The organism is uncultured Kordia sp. (assembly GCF_947496985.1).
Taxonomy (GTDB): domain Bacteria; phylum Bacteroidota; class Bacteroidia; order Flavobacteriales; family Flavobacteriaceae; genus Kordia.
The window spans coordinates 160,771-181,884 of sequence record NZ_CANMEZ010000009.1; the positions used below are offsets into that span (position 1 = coordinate 160,771).

Annotated in this window: 17 protein-coding genes and 5 tRNA genes; all 22 read left to right on the forward strand. The window is 35.1% G+C overall.

Annotated elements, in window-relative coordinates:
• Positions 1 to 105 precede the first annotated feature (105 nt).
• The 22 genes from Q0828_RS19770 to Q0828_RS19875 all read left to right on the forward strand — a co-directional run bounded on the left by Q0828_RS19770 (position 106) and on the right by Q0828_RS19875 (position 21,032).
• Positions 106 to 1,695: an alanine/glycine:cation symporter family protein gene (locus Q0828_RS19770; RefSeq protein WP_298425423.1), complete on the forward strand. Its 1,590-nt coding sequence runs from the start codon at positions 106 to 108 to the stop codon at positions 1,693 to 1,695.
• 73 nt (positions 1,696 to 1,768) lie between these two features.
• Entirely contained in the window at positions 1,769 to 2,647 is an 879-nt protein-coding gene (locus Q0828_RS19775) for a helix-hairpin-helix domain-containing protein (RefSeq protein WP_298425426.1), read from the forward strand.
• 22 nt (positions 2,648 to 2,669) lie between these two features.
• Entirely contained in the window at positions 2,670 to 3,836 is a 1,167-nt protein-coding gene (locus tag Q0828_RS19780; RefSeq protein WP_298425429.1) for an acyl-CoA dehydrogenase family protein, read from the forward strand.
• Between the two features lie 388 nt (positions 3,837 to 4,224).
• Positions 4,225 to 5,610: an alpha-amylase gene (locus Q0828_RS19785; protein WP_298425432.1), complete on the forward strand. Its 1,386-nt coding sequence runs from the start codon at positions 4,225 to 4,227 to the stop codon at positions 5,608 to 5,610.
• Positions 5,611 to 5,913: 303 nt separating this feature from the next.
• On the forward strand, positions 5,914 to 6,108 hold the full coding sequence (gene rpsU, locus Q0828_RS19790; protein WP_046758270.1) for a 30S ribosomal protein S21: 195 nt from the start codon (positions 5,914 to 5,916) through the stop codon (positions 6,106 to 6,108).
• Between the two features lie 193 nt (positions 6,109 to 6,301).
• A complete protein-coding gene (locus tag Q0828_RS19795) occupies positions 6,302 to 7,189 on the forward strand; it encodes a tyrosine-type recombinase/integrase (protein ID WP_298425441.1) in 888 nt (295 codons plus the stop codon).
• Between the two features lie 46 nt (positions 7,190 to 7,235).
• A complete protein-coding gene (raiA, locus tag Q0828_RS19800; RefSeq protein WP_298425490.1) occupies positions 7,236 to 7,535 on the forward strand; it encodes a ribosome-associated translation inhibitor RaiA in 300 nt (99 codons plus the stop codon).
• 94 nt (positions 7,536 to 7,629) lie between these two features.
• Positions 7,630 to 7,703 (forward strand) — tRNA-Thr (locus tag Q0828_RS19805).
• Between the two features lie 79 nt (positions 7,704 to 7,782).
• Positions 7,783 to 7,864: transfer RNA gene (locus Q0828_RS19810), tRNA-Tyr, on the forward strand.
• Positions 7,865 to 7,875: 11 nt separating this feature from the next.
• A tRNA-Gly gene (locus tag Q0828_RS19815) sits at positions 7,876 to 7,948 on the forward strand.
• Between the two features lie 13 nt (positions 7,949 to 7,961).
• Positions 7,962 to 8,033, forward strand: a tRNA-Thr gene (locus tag Q0828_RS19820).
• A gap of 59 nt (positions 8,034 to 8,092) precedes the next feature.
• Positions 8,093 to 9,277, forward strand: a complete 1,185-nt coding sequence (gene tuf / locus Q0828_RS19825) for an elongation factor Tu (RefSeq protein WP_298425444.1) — start codon at positions 8,093 to 8,095, stop codon at positions 9,275 to 9,277.
• A gap of 70 nt (positions 9,278 to 9,347) precedes the next feature.
• Positions 9,348 to 9,420, forward strand: a tRNA-Trp gene (locus Q0828_RS19830).
• 16 nt (positions 9,421 to 9,436) lie between these two features.
• Positions 9,437 to 9,637: a preprotein translocase subunit SecE gene (gene secE, locus Q0828_RS19835; RefSeq protein ID WP_298425446.1), complete on the forward strand. Its 201-nt coding sequence runs from the start codon at positions 9,437 to 9,439 to the stop codon at positions 9,635 to 9,637.
• A gap of 28 nt (positions 9,638 to 9,665) precedes the next feature.
• Positions 9,666 to 10,217 (forward strand): transcription termination/antitermination protein NusG, encoded by a 552-nt coding sequence (nusG, locus tag Q0828_RS19840; RefSeq protein WP_298425449.1) that lies wholly within the window; start codon positions 9,666 to 9,668, stop codon positions 10,215 to 10,217.
• A gap of 73 nt (positions 10,218 to 10,290) precedes the next feature.
• Positions 10,291 to 10,728 carry a 50S ribosomal protein L11 gene (gene rplK, locus Q0828_RS19845; protein ID WP_298425452.1) on the forward strand — a complete coding sequence of 146 codons (438 nt, stop codon included), beginning with the start codon at positions 10,291 to 10,293 and terminating at the stop codon, positions 10,726 to 10,728.
• 13 nt (positions 10,729 to 10,741) lie between these two features.
• Positions 10,742 to 11,431, forward strand: coding sequence for a 50S ribosomal protein L1 (gene rplA / locus Q0828_RS19850; RefSeq protein WP_298425455.1), 690 nt, complete (start codon positions 10,742 to 10,744; stop codon positions 11,429 to 11,431).
• 25 nt (positions 11,432 to 11,456) lie between these two features.
• The gene (gene rplJ, locus Q0828_RS19855; protein WP_298425458.1) at positions 11,457 to 11,978 is read left to right on the forward strand and encodes a 50S ribosomal protein L10; all 522 of its coding nucleotides are present in this window, start codon (positions 11,457 to 11,459) and stop codon (positions 11,976 to 11,978) included.
• A gap of 64 nt (positions 11,979 to 12,042) precedes the next feature.
• Positions 12,043 to 12,417: a 50S ribosomal protein L7/L12 gene (rplL, locus tag Q0828_RS19860; RefSeq protein WP_298425461.1), complete on the forward strand. Its 375-nt coding sequence runs from the start codon at positions 12,043 to 12,045 to the stop codon at positions 12,415 to 12,417.
• Positions 12,418 to 12,542: 125 nt separating this feature from the next.
• Positions 12,543 to 16,352, forward strand: coding sequence for a DNA-directed RNA polymerase subunit beta (gene rpoB, locus Q0828_RS19865; RefSeq protein WP_298425464.1), 3,810 nt, complete (start codon positions 12,543 to 12,545; stop codon positions 16,350 to 16,352).
• Positions 16,353 to 16,421: 69 nt separating this feature from the next.
• Positions 16,422 to 20,720, forward strand: coding sequence for a DNA-directed RNA polymerase subunit beta' (gene rpoC, locus Q0828_RS19870; RefSeq protein WP_298425467.1), 4,299 nt, complete (start codon positions 16,422 to 16,424; stop codon positions 20,718 to 20,720).
• Positions 20,721 to 20,723: 3 nt separating this feature from the next.
• The gene (locus Q0828_RS19875) at positions 20,724 to 21,032 is read left to right on the forward strand and encodes a DUF3467 domain-containing protein (protein ID WP_298425470.1); all 309 of its coding nucleotides are present in this window, start codon (positions 20,724 to 20,726) and stop codon (positions 21,030 to 21,032) included.
• Positions 21,033 to 21,114 lie beyond the last annotated feature (82 nt).

The window sequence follows — 21,114 nt, forward strand, 5'->3', positions numbered from 1 at the left end:
AAAATCTTATTTAACGCGCTAAAACTTGATTAAGCAATTTTTTTTTAGCATCTTGCTTGCTTATAAAATTGGACAATATAAATATTAACTAACTGAGAACATATCATGAAGAAATATCTTCTATCATTAATTACAATCTTATTACCCATACTAACTTTTGGACAAGAAGTCGCCGAAAAAGGACTTGATCAGCAAATTGACGAATGGTTTGGTTGGCTTACAGGTTGGTTTGTGAGTTTTATTTTTTATCAAATACCATTTACAGATGACATCAAAGTTTTTTGGGTACTATTTCCATTAATCATTGGAGCCTTATACTTTACAATTTACTTTAAGTTTATCAACTTTAGAGGTTTCTTAACTTCTATAAACATTGTAAGAGGGAAGTATGATGATATTGACCATCATAGTGCAGCTGATACTGAGTTAGCAATGGATGGAGATATTGCAGATACAATCAGAGATGAAAGTAAAGAAGGAGAAGTTTCGCATTTCCAAGCATTAACAGCAGCTTTGTCTGCAACAGTTGGTTTAGGAAATATTGCAGGTGTTGCCATTGCCGTATCTATAGGTGGAGCAGGAGCAACATTTTGGATGATTATTGCTGGATTACTAGGAATGGCTTCAAAATTTGTTGAATGTACACTTGGTGTAAAATATAGAGACATTGGAGAAGATGGAACTGTATATGGTGGACCAATGTATTACTTAACAAAAGGACTAAAAGCAAAAGGTCTAGAAGGCTTAGGAAAAGTATTAGCAGTATTATTTGCAATCTTCGTAATTGGAGGTTCGTTTGGTGGTGGAAATATGTTCCAAGTAAATCAAGCATTTCAATTAGTAGAAAACATTACAGGTGGAGAAGCATCAATCTTACATGGTAAAGGATGGTTATTCGGTTTAGTAATGTCTGTATTAGTTGGTATTGTAATTATTGGTGGAATTAAGAAAATTGCCAAAGTAACTGATAAAATTGTACCATTCATGGTTGTAATATATGTTGCAGCTTCTTTATTTGTAATCTTTGCAAACATAAGTATGGTAGGTGATGCATTTGCTCAAATATTTAACGGAGCATTTAGCCCAGAAGGAATTGCCGGTGGTGCTATTGGAGTATTAATTCAGGGATTCAGACGTGCAGCATTTTCAAATGAAGCAGGTATTGGTTCTTCATCAATTGCGCATTCAGCAGTAAAAACAAAATATGCAGCAAGTGAAGGAATGGTTGCTTTATTAGAGCCATTTATTGATACAGTTGTCGTATGTACAATGACAGCATTAGTATTAATCATTACAGGAGCATTAGCTGCTGGAGGTGGACCTTCAAACGATGCAGAAGCAATCTTAATGACTTCAGGAGCATTTGGTAGTGTAATTAGCTGGTTCCCGTATGTATTAACGGTTGCAGTTGTATTATTTGCATTTAGTACAATGATTTCATGGTCTTATTACGGTTTCCAAGGTTGGGCATATCTATTTGGAAGAAGTAAAAGAGCTGAATACACATATAAAATTGTATTCTGTATTTTCGTAATCATTGGTGCAGCGGCAAGTTTAGGTTCTGTAATTGGTTTCTCAGATGCAATGATTTTTGCAATGATGGTTCCAAACATGATTGGACTTGTATTATTAGCGCCAAGAGTAAAAGAAGAATTAACGAAATACATGAACGCAATTAAAGGAAAAGAATCTTAATAGATACTTATCACGTATTAGAATAATAAACCCACAAATACTCATGTGACGATTAATTTAAAAAATCGAAAACATGAAAAACATCAAATCCCACTTCAAATTTGCAAAAGCAGAGCGAAGTGGGATTTTGTGTATAATATTCCTAATCTTCATAGTACAAGGAATTTACTTTTACACAAATCCCACAAAAACGCCTGTTCACTTTGCTGATACAGAAATAATAGCGTATCAAAAACATATTGATTCGCTGAAACAAATAGCAATACTAGAACAGAAACCAAAAATATTTCCATTCAATCCAAACTTTATTTCCGACTACAAAGGATATACATTAGGTATGTCAACTACAGAAATTGATCGACTACATAAGTTTCGTGAAACAAACAAATATGTCAATTCTGCCAAAGAGTTTCAAACGGTCACAAAAATTTCTGATTCTTTACTAAGTGAAATACAATCGTACTTTAAATTCCCTGAATGGGTAACTCGTAAAAAGAAGAAAAAGCGAGTATATACACCAAATGCCTATGTGAAGAAGGAAGAAGTTGTGCTGGAAAAAATAAATCTTAATAAAGCAACTATAGAAGAACTTCGAAAAGTATATGGAATTGGGGAAAAGTTATCTGCTCGAATTGTAAAGTACAGGGCTAAACTAGGTGGATTTGTTACAGAATCACAATTAAGTGATGTATATGGCTTAAAGCCAGAAGTAATTCAGAAGGTCTGGAAACGATTCTACCTAGAAAAACCAACGATCGTTAAAATGAATATCAATACCTGTTCATTACAAGACTTACTGAAAATTCCATACATAAACTATGAGTTGGCAGATGAAATCATAAATGAACGAACACTTAGAGAAGGATTCAAAACTTTTGAAGAATTGACAAAAATTCGCAACTTTCCAAACAAGAAAATCGATATAATTGAATTATATTTGTTAATTCAATAAAAAAACAAAAAAATTGCCATATATGGAAAGTATGTACTTTAATGAAGAGCATCAACTTTTTAGAGAAAGTCTAAGAGATTTTTTAAAGAAAGAAGTCGTTCCTCACATTGACAAATGGGAGAAAACAGGAACAATAGAACGCTTCATTTGGGAGAAATTTGGTGAAATGGGATTCTTCGGAATTGCCTACCCTGAAGCTTACGGCGGAATGGACTTAGACCTCTTTTATACAGTAATACTTTTAGAAGAGCTACAACGTATCAACTCTGGAGGATTTGCAGCAGCAATTTGGGCGCATGCATATTTAGCAATGACGCATGTAAATAAAGAAGGAAGTCACGAAATAAAAGAAAGATATCTAACACCAAGTATTACAGGAGAAAAAATTGGATGTCTATGTATTACAGAACCTTTTGGCGGTTCTGATGTAGCTGGAATGCGTACAACTGCCGTTAAAAAAGGTGATAAATTTGTGATAAATGGTTCAAAAACATTTATCACAAATGGATTATATAGTGATTACCTAGTGGTAGCTGCAAAGACAAATCCTGAATTAGGAAACAAAGGAATCAGCATTTTTATCATGGATAGAGATACGCCTGGAATCTCAGCAACAAAACTTGATAAACTAGGTTGGAGAGCTTCTGATACTGGCGAAATAGCTTTTGATAATGTTGAAATTCCATTAGAAAACCTAATGGGAGAAGAAAACATGGGTTTTCCGTACATCATGCAGCATTTTGCGTTGGAACGATTAATCATGGGAATCAATGCGCATGCTAGAGCAGAATACGCTATAGAATACACGTTGCAATACATGTCAGAAAGACAAGCCTTTGGAAGAACTATTGACAAATTTCAAGCCTTACGTCATACAATGGCCGATTTAGCAGCAGAAACAGAAGTGTGTAAAACGTTCAATTATGCAGTAGCTTTTAGGTTAGATAAAAAAGAATATGTTGTAAAAGAAGCAACGATGTCTAAGTTGCAATCTACTAAAATGGCAGACAACGTTATCTATCAATGTTTACAAATGTTAGGAGGATACGGTTATATGGAAGAATATCCATTAGCTCGTATGTTACGAGACAGCCGTTTAGGACCTATCGGAGGCGGAACTTCTGAAATCTTACGTGAGATTATCGCAAAAATGATCATAGATAAAAAAGACTATAAGCCAGCAACATAAGTTGTTTTAAATCATTTTTTGTGAAAATTCTCAATTTTCATTGCAAAAATGATCATAGATAAAAAAGACTATAAGCCAGCGACATAAGTTGTTTTGCTTCAAAGTTTCTCGAATAGTAATTTTTCCCAAGTATAACAATTGTTTTTTTATTAAAAATTTTTAAAGCCTTGGAAGAAACTTAAGAAAACAAAAATTAAAAATCTCATATAAAAAAGACCACTTTAGCGAGTGGTCTTTTTGTTTTATCACTACAAGTAGAACTCATTACAATTACGGTAAAACCATACAAATCATAAACTTATTAACACGAAAACGTTTTCGTGAAACGAGTCGTTATAGTTCTCTAAAATAAAAAACTACATTGGAAAAGAACTTTAACTAAAACATAATGAAAACAAGTAAAATTTTATATTTCTCATTGATGAGTTTATTTTTTATAAGCTGTTCAAATGATGAAGTATTTCAAGAAAAAGAACAAAACGCTACAGAAGCAAAAGAGTCTGTAATAACTGCAAAAAATATATCAAACCTAAAACCAATTGGCACAGGAGTAATGATGCAAGCATTCTATTGGGATGTTCCAGCAGGAGGAACTTGGTGGAATGTAGTGAAAGGAAAAGTTGCTGATTGGAGTAATGCAGGAATTGACGCAATCTGGTTGCCGCCAGCGTCCAAGGCGCAAAACGGACCATTTTCTATGGGGTATGATCCTTTCGATTACTTCGATTTTGGAGAATACAATCAAATGGGAAGTGTGGAAACACGATTTGGTTCTATTACCGAATTACAAAGTTTAGTAAATACTGCACATAATAACGGGTTGAGTGTAATTGCAGATATCGTACTAAATCATAACAGTGGAGGAAACAGTGAGTACAATCCATTCAAAGGAACAAATACCTATACAGATTATCAGCCAATGTCAGGAATGTTTAATAGAAGTTACTATGACTTCCATCCAAATGATGTGCAAGCTAATGATGAAGGTGTATTTGGAGGATTTGCAGACTTATCACATACAAAAAGTTATGTACAGAACTGGCTTTGGAAAAACCCCAATTCGGTAGCTAAATATTATAAAAATGTAATAGGTTTTGATGGTTGGCGTTTTGATTATGTAAAAGGATTTGCTCCTTGGGTTGTAAAAGAATGGAAAAACTCCGTTGGTGGATTCTCAGTAGGAGAATATTGGGACGGAAATGCAGGAACATTAGACTGGTGGTCTGGGCAAGCAGAAGTGAGTGCTTTCGATTTTGCGTGTTACTACAGAATGCGAGATGCATTTCAAGGAAACAACCTAAACAGGTTAAATGATGATATGTTATGGAAACGAAATGCTTCCAAAGCAGTAACTTTTGTGGCAAATCATGATACGGACGAAATTATCAATAATAAAATACTTGCCTATGCGTATATTCTAACGCATGAAGGATATCCAACCATATTTTACAAAGACTATGAAGAATGGCTTAATAAAGAACGACTAAACAATCTCATCTGGATTCATAATAACTTAGCAAGTGGAAACACATCTATTCTATATGCAGACAATGACGAATATGTAGCGCGAAGAAATGGATACAACAGTGCAGGTTTAGTAGTGTATATCAATAATTCGAACAGTTGGCAGGAGCGTTGGGTGGAAACCAATTGGTCAAATACACGTATCAAAGACTATACAGGGCATTCAAATTGGGAGCCAGTAACACAAGGAGGGAAATGGGTTAAAATTCAAGCGCCACCAAAAAGTTATTCCGTTTGGTCTGTAAAGTAATAAGACGATGGGCTTTGCTGGTTTGGTGTTAGGAAGTTTCTTAATGACCAAATAAATAAACAAAAGGCATAGTTTATAAGTTTAAGAATTTATACTTTGAAATGAAAAGTAGTCAACAGTAAATTGATCTATTAAGGCATTCCGCAAAAAAATGCGGTCGCGCTTTCGGCTATATCTCCCGAGAAAATCGGAAGGATGCCGCCTCTATCGCTAATGCAAAAATAAAGCAACAAAACATTTGAAATTAAAAAATAGTCTGTATATTTGCACCCACAAAATCTAAAAGAGAGGAGGTTAAGGACTATGTTAATTATACCAGTTAAAGAAGGAGAAAATATAGACAGAGCGCTGAAACGTTTCAAAAGAAAATTTGATCGTACAGGAGGAATGCGTCAACTTAGAGCAAGAAAGCATTTCACAAAGCCGTCAGTAGCTCGTAGAGCGCAAATCCAAAAAGCGCAATACATACAGCACCTTAGGGATCAAGAAGAAATCTAAGAGGCTCTCAACAAAATTAAAAAGGTTTCCAATTTGGAAACCTTTTTTTATGCGCAAAATTTAAATCTCGCAAAACTTTTGTAACTTGAGTAATTCGTAAAAGTATTAGGCTTTAGATCTTGGGAATTAGTAAGTAGGCTTCTCAAGAATTTATCAATAGACAAATCAAAGAATCAACAATCAACAACTAGAAATGCTCTTCACTTCTTTCATAGAATATCTAAAACTCGAAAAAAACTATTCAAATCACACAGTTACTGCATACAAAAAAGATCTGTCTGCGTTTGCCGAATTTTGTAAAGAAGAGTATGAAGACGATACCATAGAAAATGTACATTATGTTCAAATTCGAAGTTGGATAGTCTCATTGGTGGAAAGTGGTATTCAAAACGCAACCATAAATCGTAAAATATCCTCTCTCAAAGCATATTACAAATATTTACTCAAAACAAGACAAATAGAAGTAAGCCCATTAATAAAACATAAAGCGTTAAAAACGGCTAAAAAAGTGCAAGTTCCATTCTCTGAAAAAGAAATTAATATAGTGTTAAGTGAAATAGAGTATGAAGATTCTTTTGAAGGAATTCGAAACATAACAATTATAGAGATGTTGTATGCTACAGGAATGCGTAGGGCAGAACTAATCAATTTAAAACAATTTGATATAGATTATGCTGCAAAAACAATTAAAATATTAGGAAAAAGAAATAAAGAAAGAATAGTACCTCTTTTGGAAAAACTTGAAAATCAAATAAAACACTACGATACATATCGACAAAAGATTGATGTACATAAAAAAGATGAATTATTTTTAACGGCTAAAGGAAATAAAATGTACCCGAGTCTTGTTTATCGTATAATAAATGATTATTTTAGTATGGCATCTACGAAAGTAAAAAAGAGCCCACATATGCTAAGGCATACATTTGCTACTCATTTACTAAACCAAGGTGCAGACCTAAATGCTGTAAAAGAATTACTTGGTCATGCTAGCTTAGCTTCTACACAAGTATATACACATAACAGTTTAGCTGAACTAAAAAATGTATATGCAAAAGCGCATCCTAGAAATAAAAAGTAAATTCTTTTCAAAAGAAACCTATAAAATAACCTTTAAAATGTCGCGTATGAAAGTAAACATGCAGTCCGTGAACTTTACGGTAGATCGTAAATTAGTAGATTTCATTCAAAGAAAGATGGATAAACTAGAAAATTATTATGATAAGGTAATAGATGCTGATGTATATCTGAAAGTAGAAAACACAAGTGCAAAAGAAAATAAAATAGCTGAAGTAAGAGTAAATATCCCAGGCGACGATCTTATGGTGAAAAAGCAATGCAGAACATTTGAAGAAGCTATTGATGAAGCAGCTAAAACGCTTCAAAGAGCTTTACTAAAAAGAAAAGAAAAAGTAAGGGCACATTGATCAATAAAAATTTTTCAAAAATTGTTTTGATTAAAAAAAATAATCTTTACATTTGCAGTCCGTTAGAAATAGCGGACTTTTTTTATGAGCAAAAGCCGATGTAGCTCAGCTGGCTAGAGCAGCTGATTTGTAATCAGCAGGTCGTGGGTTCGAGTCCCTCCATCGGCTCAAAAGTAAAGTTTAGAATGAAAATTGAATAACTCGTTCTAAACTGCTCATAAGAACTTTGAAATATTGAATTTTTATTGGGGAGATACTCAAGCGGCCAACGAGGGCAGACTGTAAATCTGCTGACTACGTCTTCGCAGGTTCGAATCCTGCTCTCCCCACTAAATAAAAAGCGAAAGTAGCTCAGTTGGTAGAGCGTCAGCCTTCCAAGCTGAATGTCGCCGGTTCGAACCCGGTCTTTCGCTCTATATGTTTCTTGCCGATGTAGCTCAGGGGTAGAGTGTTTCCTTGGTAAGGAAGAGGTCACGGGTTCAAATCCCGTCATTGGCTCATAAAATGTATAAATTGAACACTAATATATAACTAAGATTAAAAAAAATTATTAAATCATGGCAAAGGAAACTTTTGATCGTTCCAAACCGCACTTAAATATTGGTACTATTGGACACGTAGATCACGGTAAAACTACATTAACAGCTGCTATTACTAAAGTATTAGCTGATGCTGGTCTTTCTGAAGCAAGAGACTTCGATACTATCGATAATGCACCTGAAGAGAAAGAGAGAGGTATTACTATTAATACTGCGCACGTTGAGTATGAAACAGCCAACCGTCACTACGCACACGTTGACTGTCCAGGTCACGCCGATTATGTAAAGAACATGGTAACGGGAGCTGCTCAAATGGATGGTGCTATCTTAGTAGTTGCTGCTACAGATGGTCCAATGCCACAAACTCGTGAGCACATCTTATTAGGACGCCAGGTAGGTATTCCAAGAATTGTAGTATTCTTGAATAAATGTGACATGGTAGATGATGAGGAGTTATTAGAGCTTGTTGATATGGAAGTAAGAGATTTACTTTCTTTCTATGAGTATGATGGTGATAACGGACCAGTTATCCAAGGATCTGCTTTAGGAGCTTTAAATGGAGAGAAGCAATGGGTTGATACAGTTATGGAATTAATGGAAGCTGTTGATAACTGGATTGAAGAGCCGTTAAGAGAAGTTGATAAAGATTTCTTAATGCCAATTGAAGATGTATTCTCAATTACAGGTCGTGGTACTGTTGCAACTGGTCGTATTGAAACTGGTGTGGCTAATACAGGTGATCCAGTTGATATCATTGGAATGGGAGCTGAGAAATTGACTTCTACTATTACAGGAGTTGAAATGTTTCGTAAAATCCTTGATAGAGGTGAAGCTGGAGATAATGTAGGTATCTTATTAAGAGGTATTGAGAAAACTGATATCAAAAGAGGTATGGTAATCTGTAAGCCAGGTTCTGTAACTCCGCACGATAAGTTTAAAGCTGAGGTGTATGTGTTGAAAAAAGAAGAAGGTGGACGTCACACTCCATTTCACAATAACTACCGTCCTCAGTTCTATGTTCGTACAACGGATGTAACAGGAACAATTACTTTACCAGAAGGTGTAGAGATGGTTATGCCAGGAGATAACTTAACTATTACTGTTGAGTTGTTAAACACAATTGCGATGAATGTAGGTTTACGTTTTGCAATCCGTGAAGGTGGTAGAACTGTTGGTGCAGGTCAGGTAACTGAAATTATATAGTTAAAAGTCACTACAAGTAAATAAATACAGAGGTGTCCCGTTTTCGGGACGCCTTTTTATAAAATAGAATACGGGTTTAGCTCAGTTGGTAGAGCACTGGTCTCCAAAACCAGGTGTCGGGAGTTCGAGCCTCTCAACCCGTGCAAATAAAATCACAATATGGCTGGTATAGTAAATTATGTTAAAGAATCTTTCGAGGAGTTAAGAACTAATGTGACTTGGACAAGTTGGTCTGAGGCTCAGCGTTTAACTATCGTAGTGGCTGTCTTCTCTATATTGTTTTCACTAGCAATATGGGGTGTTGATACTGTTTTTGCTGAAGCATTAGGTTATATTTATAAATTAGTTCTAGGACAATAATAATCACTCTCAAAAAGATTACTTAATTATGGCGGATTCTAATGTGAAGAAATGGTATGTTGTGAGAGCTGTCAGTGGACAGGAAAATAAAGTTAAGGCTTATATTGAAAGCGAAATAGTAAGACTTGGTCTGCAGGATTATGTAGAAGAAGTTTTAGTTCCAACGGAAAAGGTAATTCAAATCCGTAATGGGAAAAAAATAAATAAAGAAAGAGTGTACTTTCCAGGGTATATTATGATTAAGGCAAATATTGCTGGTGAAGTAACGCATGTTATAAAATCTGTTACAAATGTAATTGGTTTCTTAGGAGAAGTAAAAGGAGGAGATCCTGTTCCTTTAAGACAATCAGAAGTAAATAGGATGTTAGGAAAGGTAGATGAGTTAGCTGTGAAAACAGATAATGTTGCAATTCCGTTTACGTTAGGAGAAACAGTAAAGGTGATTGATGGTCCTTTCAATGGTTTCAATGGAACTGTAGAGAAAATCAATGAAGAAAAACGTAAGTTAGAAGTAATGGTGAAAATATTCGGAAGAAAAACTCCATTAGAGCTAAGTTACATGCAAGTAGAGAAAATATAATTGTTACATATTATATATTACGTAGGCATTTTTAGCTTCCAATTAAAAATGTTATACACTTAAAAACAAGAAAATGGCAAAAGAATTAAGTAAAGTAGTTAAGCTACAAGTTAGGGGAGGTGCAGCGAATCCGTCGCCACCGGTTGGACCCGCTTTAGGTGCTGCCGGAGTTAATATCATGGAGTTCTGTAAGCAGTTCAATGCGAGAACACAAGATAAACAAGGTAAGGTGGTACCAGTTGTTATTTCTGTATACAAAGACAAATCTTTTGACTTTGTAGTGAAAACAGCGCCAGCAGCAGTTCAGCTAATGGAAGCGGCAAAGATTAAAAAAGGATCAGGAGAGCCAAACCGTAAAAAGGTAGCAAGCGTTACTTGGGATCAAGTAAAAGCAATTGCAGAAGACAAAATGGTGGACTTAAATGCGTTTACACCTGAGTCAGCAATGAGTATGGTTGCAGGAACTGCAAGATCTATGGGATTAACAGTATCTGGAGATAAACCTTTTTAAATCGTAAGAACAAATGGCACGAGTAACAAAAAAGCAAAAAGAAGCTTTAGCTAAAGTTGACAGAAATAAAATGTATTCTGTTACTGAGGCGTCAAGCTTAGTGAAAGAAATAACAAATGTAAAATTTGATGCATCTGTAGACCTTGCTGTTAGATTAGGTGTTGATCCACGTAAAGCTAACCAAATGGTAAGAGGAGTGGTAACATTACCACATGGAACAGGTAAAGATGTGAAAGTTTTAGCATTAGTAACTCCAGATAAAGAAGCAGAAGCTAAAGAAGCAGGAGCTGACTTTGTTGGATTAGATGAGTTCCTTCAAAAAATAAAAGGTGGTTGGACAGATGTTGATGTAATTATCACTATGCCAAGCGTTATGGGTAAATTAGGTCCTTTAGGTCGTATATTAGGACCAAGAGGTTTAATGCCAAACCCAAAGACCGGAACTGTAACAATGGATGTTGCAAAAGCTGTAAAAGAAGTGAAAGCTGGTAAAATTGACTTTAAAGTTGATAAAACTGGAATCGTTCATGCAGCAATAGGAAAATCTTCATTCTCTGCAGATAAAATCGAAGGGAATGCAAATGAATTATTACAAACGTTAGTAAAATTGAAGCCAACTGCGGCTAAAGGTACATACATTAAGAGTATTTATATGTCTAGTACTATGAGCCCAAGTATAGCTGTTGATCCAAAAACAGTTTAATTGGTAGTTAAAATAGATTTTTATCATGACTAAAGAAGAAAAATTAGTAGTAATAGAAGAATTAACTGCACAGTTAGCTGATAATACGAATATTTACTTAACTGACATCTCAGGGTTAAATGCTGAAGCTACTTCAGACTTAAGAAGAGCATGTTTCAAGGGAAATATTAAACTTGCAGTAATCAAAAACACATTGCTTGCTAAAGCAATGGAAGCTTCTGATAAGGATTTCGGTGAACTTCCTCAAGTATTAAAAGGAAACACTTCATTAATGCTTTCAGAAACAGGGAACGCTCCTGCTAAATTAATTAAAGAGTTCAGAAAGAAAAGAAAAGCTGAAAAGCCAATCTTAAAAGGAGCTTTTATTGAAACAGCGGTTTTCGTAGGAGACGATCAATTAGAGGCATTAGTAAATATCAAATCTAGAGAAGAGCTTATTGGAGAAATTATTGGATTATTACAATCTCCAGCTAAGAACGTTGTTTCTGCACTTCAATCTGGAGGAGGGAAAATTGCTGGTATCTTAAAAACATTATCTGAAAGATAATCTAGAAAGTACGCACTTAATAAAACAAATATTTAACAAAACATTATTTTTAAAACGATAGAAAATGGCAGATTTAAAAGAATTCGCAGAACAATTAGTTAACTTAACTGTAAAAGAAGTTAATGAGTTAGCAGATATATTAAAAGACGAGTATGGTATTGAGCCTGCTGCTGCTGCTGCAGTAGTTGCTGCTGGACCTGCTGGTGGAGGAGAAGAAGCTGACGAGCAAACTGAGTTTGACGTAATCTTAAAAGCTCCAGGAGGATCTAAATTAGCAGTAGTTAAATTAGTGAAAGAATTAACAGGATTAGGTCTTAAAGATGCTAAAGGAATTGTTGATTCAGCACCAGCTGCAATTAAAGAAGGAGTATCTAAAGATGAGGCTGAAGGTCTTAAAGCATCTTTAGAAGAAGCAGGAGCAGAGGTTGAGCTTAAGTAAGCTTACCAAGCTATAAAAACTTGGTTTAGGTCTTTGGGATAGTCCCCATAGACCTAAACCCTTTTGTGTATATAAGCGTGAATACGTTTTATTTTATTTTATTTTAATCATAATATTGTCCATTGATGTTCACAAATCAGACTGAAAGATTAAATTTCGCCTCGGCAAAACATACACCTAAATATCCAGATTTTCTAGATATTCAGATCAAGTCATTCCAAGATTTCTTTCAATTAGAAACGAAATCGGAAGAGCGCGGCGAAGAAGGATTATATAACACCTTCCAAGAAAACTTTCCAATTACAGACACGCGTAATCAATTCGTATTAGAATTCCTCGATTACTTTGTCGACCCACCGAGATACAATATTCAAGAATGTATTGAAAGAGGATTAACTTACAGTGTGCCGTTAAAAGCACGTTTAAAATTGTACTGTACAGATCCAGAGCACGAAGACTTTGAAACAATTGTACAAGATGTTTATTTAGGAACTATTCCTTATATGACTCCAAGTGGAACGTTCTGTATTAACGGAGCGGAACGTGTAGTAGTTTCTCAATTACACCGTTCACCAGGGGTGTTTTTTGGACAATCTTTCCATGCAAATGGAACTAAGCTTTATTCTGCCAGAGTAATTCCTTTTAAAGGATCATGGATAGAATTTGCAACTGATATCAATAGTGTAATGTATGCATATATTGATAGAAAGAAAAAATTACCTGTAACTACATTATTTAGAGCTATTGGTTTCGAAAGTGATAAAGATATCCTTGAGATATTTGACCTTGCGGAAGAAGTGAAAGTTTCTAAAAGTGGACTTAAAAAAGTACTTGGTCGTAAGTTGGCTGCACGTGTATTAAATACATGGCACGAAGACTTTGTAGATGAAGATACAGGAGAAGTAGTATCTATTGAACGTAATGAAATAGTTCTTGATAGAGATACTGTTTTAGAAAAAGAACACATAGAAGAAATCGTCGAAGCTGGTGTGAAAACTATTCTTTTACATAAAGAAGAGAATCAAGCTGGTGATTATGCGATTATCCATAATACATTACAAAAAGACCCTACAAACTCTGAAAAAGAAGCTGTAGAACATATTTATCGTCAATTACGTAATGCTGAGCCGCCAGATGAGGAAACAGCGCGTGGTATCATCGATAAATTATTCTTCTCTGACCAACGTTACAACCTTGGTGGAGTAGGTCGTTACCGTATGAACAAGAAGTTAGGATTGAATATCGATATGGATAAGCAAGTCTTAACAAAAGAAGATATTATCACAATCATCAAGTACTTAATTGAGTTAATTAACTCTAAGGCGGAAATTGATGATATTGATCACTTATCTAACAGACGTGTTCGTACAGTAGGAGAACAATTAGCACAACAGTTCGGTGTTGGACTTGCACGTATGGCAAGAACAATTCGTGAACGAATGAATGTTAGAGATAATGAGGTATTTACACCAATCGATTTGATTAACGCAAAAACCTTATCATCTGTAATTAATTCATTCTTCGGAACGAACCAGTTATCTCAGTTTATGGATCAAACGAATCCATTGGCAGAAATTACACACAAACGTCGTCTATCGGCTTTAGGACCTGGAGGGCTTTCAAGAGAAAGAGCAGGTTTCGAGGTGCGTGATGTTCACTATACACACTACGGACGTTTATGTCCTATTGAAACACCAGAAGGACCGAATATTGGTTTGATATCTTCTCTTGGGGTATTCGCGAAAGTGAACTCTATGGGATTCTTAGAAACTCCATATCGTAAGGTTGAGAATGGAAAAGTTGATATCAACAAGTTCTCATACTTAAGTGCAGAGGAAGAAGAAGGAATGAAAATTTCACAAGCAAACATTCCTACAACTGAAGACGGTACTATTAGTGTTGAAAAAGTAATTGCTCGTGAAGAAGGAGATTTCCCAGTGGTTTCTCCATCTGAAGTAGATTACACGGATGTTGCACCTAATCAAATTGCATCAATCTCTGCGTCATTAATTCCATTCTTGGAACATGATGATGCCAACCGTGCATTGATGGGATCAAACATGATGCGTCAAGCAGTACCATTATTACGTCCACAATCACCAATAGTGGGAACTGGATTGGAACGTCAAGTAGCGTCTGATTCAAGAGTATTGATCAATGCAGAAGGTGATGGATATGCTGAGTACGTAGATGCAAATAAAATTACAATTAAGTATGATCGTACGGATGCTGAAAGATTAGTAAGTTTTGATGTAGATTCAAAAACATATAACTTAATCAAGTTCCGTAAAACAAATCAAAGTACATCTATTAACTTAAAACCAATTGTTAGAAAAGGTGATAGAGTTAAAAAAGGACAAGTACTTTGTGAAGGATATGCAACTCAAAAAGGAGAATTGGCACTTGGACGTAACATGAAAGTTGCCTTCATGCCTTGGAAAGGATATAACTTTGAGGATGCAATTGTAATCTCTGAAAAAGTAGTCCGTGAAGATATTTTTACGTCTATTCATATTGATGAATATTCAATGGATGTAAGAGATACAAAGCTAGGTGCTGAAGAATTAACAAATGATATTCCTAACGTTTCTGAAGAGGCTACAAAAGACTTAGATGAAAACGGAATGATCAGAATTGGTGCTGAAGTAAAACCTGGAGATATTCTTATTGGTAAAATTACACCAAAAGGAGAGTCAGATCCTACACCAGAAGAAAAATTATTGCGTGCAATCTTCGGAGATAAAGCAGGTGATGTAAAAGATGCTTCATTAAAGGCATCTCCATCATTACATGGGGTTGTAATTAATAAAAAATTATTCTCAAGAGCTATCAAAGACAAGCGTAAGAGAGCTAAAGATAAAGAAGAAATCGCAACTTTAGAACTTGAATACGCAACTAAGTTTGAAGATTTAAGAGGAGTATTAATAGAAAAACTATTTACTATTGTAAATGGTAAAACTTCTCAAGGTGTTCAAAATGATTTAGGAGAAGAAGTGTTGCCAAAAGGGAAGAAGTTTACCTTAAAAATGCTGAATGCTGTTGAAGATTATGCACATTTAACAGGTGGAACTTGGACAACGGATACGGAAACAAACACTGCTGTTGCTGATTTAGTACACAACTATAAAATTAAACTTAATGATCTTCAAGGAGCGTTAAGAAGAGATAAATTTACAATCTCAGTTGGAGATGAGTTACCAGCAGGAATTTTAAAACTTGCAAAAGTTTACATCGCTAAAAAGCGTAAACTAAAAGTAGGTGATAAAATGGCAGGACGTCACGGAAACAAAGGTATTGTTGCACGTATTGTACGTCAAGAAGATATGCCTTTCTTAGAAGACGGAACGCCAGTTGATATTGTATTAAATCCATTAGGTGTACCTTCTCGTATGAATATCGGTCAGATTTATGAAACGGTATTAGGATGGGCAGGAGAAAAACTTGATAGAAAATATGCAACACCAATCTTTGACGGTGCTTCTTTAGATCAAATCAATGAAATTACTGATTCAGCAGGAGTTCCAAGATTTGGACATACATATCTTTATGATGGAGGAACAGGAGAACGTTTTGATCAGCCAGCAACAGTAGGAATTATCTATATGCTGAAACTTGGTCACATGGTAGATGATAAAATGCACGCACGTTCAATTGGACCATACTCATTAATTACACAACAGCCATTAGGTGGTAAAGCACAATTTGGAGGTCAGCGTTTTGGAGAGATGGAAGTTTGGGCACTAGAAGCATATGGAGCATCAAGTACACTAAGAGAAATACTGACTGTAAAATCTGATGATGTAATTGGAAGAGCTAAAACATACGAAGCAATCGTAAAAGGTGAACCAATGCCAGAACCAGGATTACCTGAATCATTCAATGTATTAATGCATGAATTGAAAGGTCTTGGATTAGACATTAGATTAGAGGAATAAATTATAAATGCCGTGTAGCTTCAAAACTGCACGGCTACAATTACACATAATTCATTATCAACCATTAGTATGGCAAGAAATAAAGATAAGAATACTGTAAAGAGATTTAATAAAATCTCAATAGGTTTAGCCTCTCCGGAGTCTATATTAGCAGCATCAAAAGGTGAAGTGCTAAAACCTGAAACAATCAACTATCGTACACACAAACCAGAGCGTGACGGATTATTCTGTGAACGTATTTTTGGACCTGTAAAAGATTACGAATGTGCTTGTGGTAAATACAAGAGAATTCGTTACAAAGGAATCGTTTGTGATCGTTGTGGTGTTGAAGTAACAGAAAAGAAAGTACGTAGAGATAGAGTTGGTCATATCAACTTAGTTGTGCCAGTAGCACACATTTGGTATTTCCGTTCTTTACCAAACAAAATAGGATACCTTTTAGGTTTACCATCTAAGAAATTAGATATGATTATTTACTACGAACGTTATGTAGTAATTCAGCCAGGTGAAGCTAAAAACGAAGCTGGTGAGCCAGTTCAAAAAATGGATTTCCTTACGGAAGAAGAATACTTAAATATTCTTGAATCACTTCCACAAGAAAACCTATACTTAGACGATACAGACTCTAACAAGTTTATTGCTAAAATGGGAGCTGAATGTTTAATTGAATTATTATCAAGAATTGATTTAGATCAATTATCATTCGACTTACGTCACAAAGCAAACAACGAAACATCTAAACAACGTAAAACGGAAGCATTAAAGCGTCTACAAGTTGTTGAGTCATTACGTGATGCGAACAAAAACCGTGAAAACCGTCCAGAATGGATGATCATGAAAGTTGTTCCTGTAATTCCGCCAGAATTACGTCCATTAGTGCCGTTAGATGGAGGTCGTTTTGCAACGTCTGATTTAAATGATTTATATCGTAGAGTAATTATCAGAAACAATCGTTTAAAAAGATTAATGGAGATCAAAGCTCCTGAAGTAATCTTACGTAACGAGAAGCGCATGCTTCAAGAATCTGTAGATTCATTATTCGATAACACGCGTAAATCATCAGCAGTAAAAACTGATTCTAACAGACCATTAAAATCATTATCTGATTCCTTAAAAGGTAAGCAAGGACGTTTTCGTCAAAACTTACTTGGAAAACGTGTGGATTATTCAGCACGTTCGGTAATTGTTGTTGGTCCAGAATTAAAATTATACGAATGTGGATTGCCTAAAAACATGGCAGCAGAATTATACAAGCCTTTTGTGATTCGTAAGTTAATTGAAAGAGGTATTGTAAAAACTGTAAAATCTGCAAAGAAAATTATAGACAAAAAAGAGCCAGTAGTTTGGGATATCTTGGATAACGTAATTAAAGGTCATCCAGTATTACTAAACCGTGCGCCTACGCTTCACAGATTAGGTATTCAGGCATTCCAGCCAAAACTTATTGAAGGAAAAGCGATTCAGTTACACCCATTAGCATGTACGGCATTTAATGCCGATTTTGATGGGGATCAGATGGCGGTGCATTTACCATTAGGACCAGAAGCAATTTTAGAGGCGCAATTATTAATGTTAGCTTCTCAAAACATTCTGAATCCTGCGAATGGTTCACCAATTACTGTACCTTCTCAGGATATGGTATTAGGTTTATACTATATGACGAAGTTGCGTAAATCTACTCCAGAAAGAAAAATTAAAGGAGAAGGATTAACGTTCTATTCAGCTGAGGAAGTTGTAATGGCTTACAATGAGAAAAAAGTAGAATTAAATGCTTCTATCAGAATTAGAGCAATTGACTTTAATGCAGAAGGAGAATTAGTTCCACAAATTATAGAAACAACTGTTGGACGTGTACTTTTCAATCAAAAAGTACCAGCACAAGCAGGTTATATCAATGAAGTATTAACGAAAAAATCGTTACGTAGTATCATAGGTGGAATCTTACGAGTGACTGATATTCCAACAACATCTGCTTTCTTAGATGATATCAAAGGTCTTGGATATGGATTTGCCTTTAGAGGTGGATTATCATTCAGTTTGGGAGATATCATTATTCCAAAAGAAAAGCAATCATTAATTGATAAAGCTAACGCTGAAGTAGATACAATTACCATGAACTATAACATGGGATTAATCACAAACAACGAGCGTTACAATCAGGTAATTGATAAATGGACAACAACGAATGCAAACCTTACGGAGTTGTCTATGAAGCACATTAGTGAAGATCAACAAGGATTTAACTCTGTGTATATGATGCTTGATTCTGGAGCCCGTGGTTCGAAAGAGCAAATTCGTCAGTTAACTGGTATGCGTGGATTAATGGCGAAGCCGAAAAAATCGACTGCTGGTGGTGGAGAAATTATTGAAAACCCGATTCTTTCTAACTTTAAAGAAGGATTATCGATCTTAGAATACTTTATCTCTACTCACGGTGCGCGTAAAGGTCTTGCCGATACCGCATTAAAAACTGCCGATGCAGGATATTTAACTCGTCGTTTAGTAGATGTATCTCAAGATGTAATTGTGAACATTCATGATTGTGAAACATTAAGAGGTGTTGAAGTTAAAGCATTAAAGAAAAACGAAGATGTAGTTGAACCATTAAAGGATCGTATCTTAGGTAGAATTTCTCTACATGATGTATACAATCCGTTAACGGAAGAAGTTTTAGTAGCTGCAGGAGAAGGAATCAATGAAGAAATTGCACAAGCTATTGAAGATTCACCAGTAGAATCTGTTGAAGTACGTTCTCCATTAACATGTGAAGCTCCAAAAGGTATTTGTGCTAAGTGTTACGGACGTAACCTTTCTACAAACAAGATGGTTCAAATTGGAGAAGCTGTTGGAGTTGTTGCTGCACAATCTATTGGAGAACCAGGAACACAGTTAACGCTACGTACATTCCACATGGGAGGTACAGCAAGTAACATTTCTGAAGAAAACCAATTAAAAGCTAAATTTGCGGGTGTTGCTGAAATCGAAGAACTGAAAACAGTTCAAGGTGAAGATGCAGAAGGAAACTTAGCTGATATTGTAATCTCTCGTACATCAGAAATCAAAATTATTGATAAGAAAACTGGAATTACTTTAAGTACAAATAACATTCCTTACGGATCTACTATTTTTGTTAAGAGTGGAGATGTGATCAAGCAGGATCAAGCTATTTGTCAATGGGATCCATATAATGGTGTAATTATCTCTGAATTTGCTGGGAAAATTCAATACGAAAACATCGAACAAGGTGTTACTTTCCAAGTAGAGATTGATGAGCAAACAGGATTCCAAGAAAAAGTAATTTCTGAATCAAGAAATAAAAAATTAATTCCAACACTTCAAATTTTAGATAGTAAAGGAGAAGTACAACGTTCATATAACTTACCTGTAGGTTCTCACTTAATGGTAGATGACAGTGAAAAGATTAAAGTTGGTAAAATTTTAGTGAAAATTCCACGTAAATCTGCAAAATCAGGAGATATTACAGGAGGTTTACCACGTGTAACAGAATTATTTGAAGCACGTAACCCTTCTAACCCAGCGGTTGTGTCTGAGATTGACGGAGTTGTATCTTTTGGAAAAATCAAAAGAGGTAATCGTGAAATCATTGTTGAGTCTAAATTTGGAGATGTAAGAAAGTATTTAGTAAAACTTTCAAACCAAATCTTAGTACAAGAAAATGATTATGTACGTGCGGGAATGCCACTTTCAGACGGTTCTATTACACCAAATGATATTTTAAATATCAAAGGACCATCTGCAGTACAACAATACTTAGTAAATGAAGTACAAGAAGTATATCGTTTACAAGGTGTGAAAATTAATGACAAGCACTTCGAAGTAATTGTTCGTCAAATGATGCGTAAAGTAAGAATTGGAGATCCTGGGGATACAATCTTCTTAGAAAACCAATTAATTCATAAATCTGATTTCATCAGAGAGAATGATAACCTTTACGGTCAAAAAGTGATTGAAGACGCAGGTGAATCGGAAAACTTTAAAGCAGGACAAATTGTTTCTCCAAGAGAATTAAGAGACGAGAATTCTGTATTAAGAAGAGCTGATAAGCAATTAATAACTGCAAGAGATATTGTTCCGGCAACGGCAACACCAATCTTACAAGGTATTACAAGAGCTTCATTACAGACGAAATCATTTATCTCAGCAGCATCGTTCCAGGAAACAACAAAAGTACTGAATGAAGCAGCCGTAAGTGGTAAAGTTGATGCATTAGAAGGATTAAAAGAAAATGTAATTGTTGGGCATAAAATACCAGCAGGAACGGGAATGCGTAAGTATGATGATATTATTGTAGGATCAAGAGAAGAATACAATGAAATTATGGCTGCTAAGCATGAAATTAACTTTTAATACATGAGCGACAAAGCAAACGAAAAGCAAATCAATATTGAGTTAGATGATGCTACAGCAGAAGGTATTTATACCAACTTAGCAATCATCAATCACTCACCATCAGAATTTGTAGTAGATTTTGTAAACATTATGCCTGGGAGACCAAAGGCGAAAGTGAAATCTAGAATTATATTAACGCCGCAACATGCAAAACGATTAATGAAAGCATTAGGTGAAAATATACATCGCTTTGAAAAAGCTCATGGACAAATCACAGATTTTGAACAACCTCCAATTCCAATGAATTTTGGACCCACTGGAGAAGCTTAATATAAAAAACCTCAATTTTCGAATTGAGGTTTTTTTAATTTTCAGAGCATTTAAAAAATCTATTTGAATTTGTTTTAAAATA

What these genes read in the sequence shown, in the direction of transcription:
- rplL (WP_298425461.1), top strand. Translation starts at nt 12,043, where the DNA reads ATGGCAGATTTAAAAGAATTCGCAGAACAATTAGTTAACTTAACTGTA.
- rplA (WP_298425455.1), top strand. Translation starts at nt 10,742, where the DNA reads ATGGCACGAGTAACAAAAAAGCAAAAAGAAGCTTTAGCTAAAGTTGAC.
- rpsU (WP_046758270.1), top strand. Translation starts at nt 5,914, where the DNA reads ATGTTAATTATACCAGTTAAAGAAGGAGAAAATATAGACAGAGCGCTG.
- rpoC (WP_298425467.1), top strand. Translation starts at nt 16,422, where the DNA reads ATGGCAAGAAATAAAGATAAGAATACTGTAAAGAGATTTAATAAAATC.
- rpoB (WP_298425464.1), top strand. Translation starts at nt 12,543, where the DNA reads ATGTTCACAAATCAGACTGAAAGATTAAATTTCGCCTCGGCAAAACAT.
- Q0828_RS19785 (WP_298425432.1), top strand. Translation starts at nt 4,225, where the DNA reads ATGAAAACAAGTAAAATTTTATATTTCTCATTGATGAGTTTATTTTTT.
- Q0828_RS19775 (WP_298425426.1), top strand. Translation starts at nt 1,769, where the DNA reads ATGAAAAACATCAAATCCCACTTCAAATTTGCAAAAGCAGAGCGAAGT.
- raiA (WP_298425490.1), top strand. Translation starts at nt 7,236, where the DNA reads ATGAAAGTAAACATGCAGTCCGTGAACTTTACGGTAGATCGTAAATTA.
- Q0828_RS19770 (WP_298425423.1), top strand. Translation starts at nt 106, where the DNA reads ATGAAGAAATATCTTCTATCATTAATTACAATCTTATTACCCATACTA.
- secE (WP_298425446.1), top strand. Translation starts at nt 9,437, where the DNA reads ATGGCTGGTATAGTAAATTATGTTAAAGAATCTTTCGAGGAGTTAAGA.
- Q0828_RS19795 (WP_298425441.1), top strand. Translation starts at nt 6,302, where the DNA reads ATGCTCTTCACTTCTTTCATAGAATATCTAAAACTCGAAAAAAACTAT.
- rplJ (WP_298425458.1), top strand. Translation starts at nt 11,457, where the DNA reads ATGACTAAAGAAGAAAAATTAGTAGTAATAGAAGAATTAACTGCACAG.
- Q0828_RS19875 (WP_298425470.1), top strand. Translation starts at nt 20,724, where the DNA reads ATGAGCGACAAAGCAAACGAAAAGCAAATCAATATTGAGTTAGATGAT.
- Q0828_RS19780 (WP_298425429.1), top strand. Translation starts at nt 2,670, where the DNA reads ATGGAAAGTATGTACTTTAATGAAGAGCATCAACTTTTTAGAGAAAGT.
- nusG (WP_298425449.1), top strand. Translation starts at nt 9,666, where the DNA reads ATGGCGGATTCTAATGTGAAGAAATGGTATGTTGTGAGAGCTGTCAGT.
- rplK (WP_298425452.1), top strand. Translation starts at nt 10,291, where the DNA reads ATGGCAAAAGAATTAAGTAAAGTAGTTAAGCTACAAGTTAGGGGAGGT.
- tuf (WP_298425444.1), top strand. Translation starts at nt 8,093, where the DNA reads ATGGCAAAGGAAACTTTTGATCGTTCCAAACCGCACTTAAATATTGGT.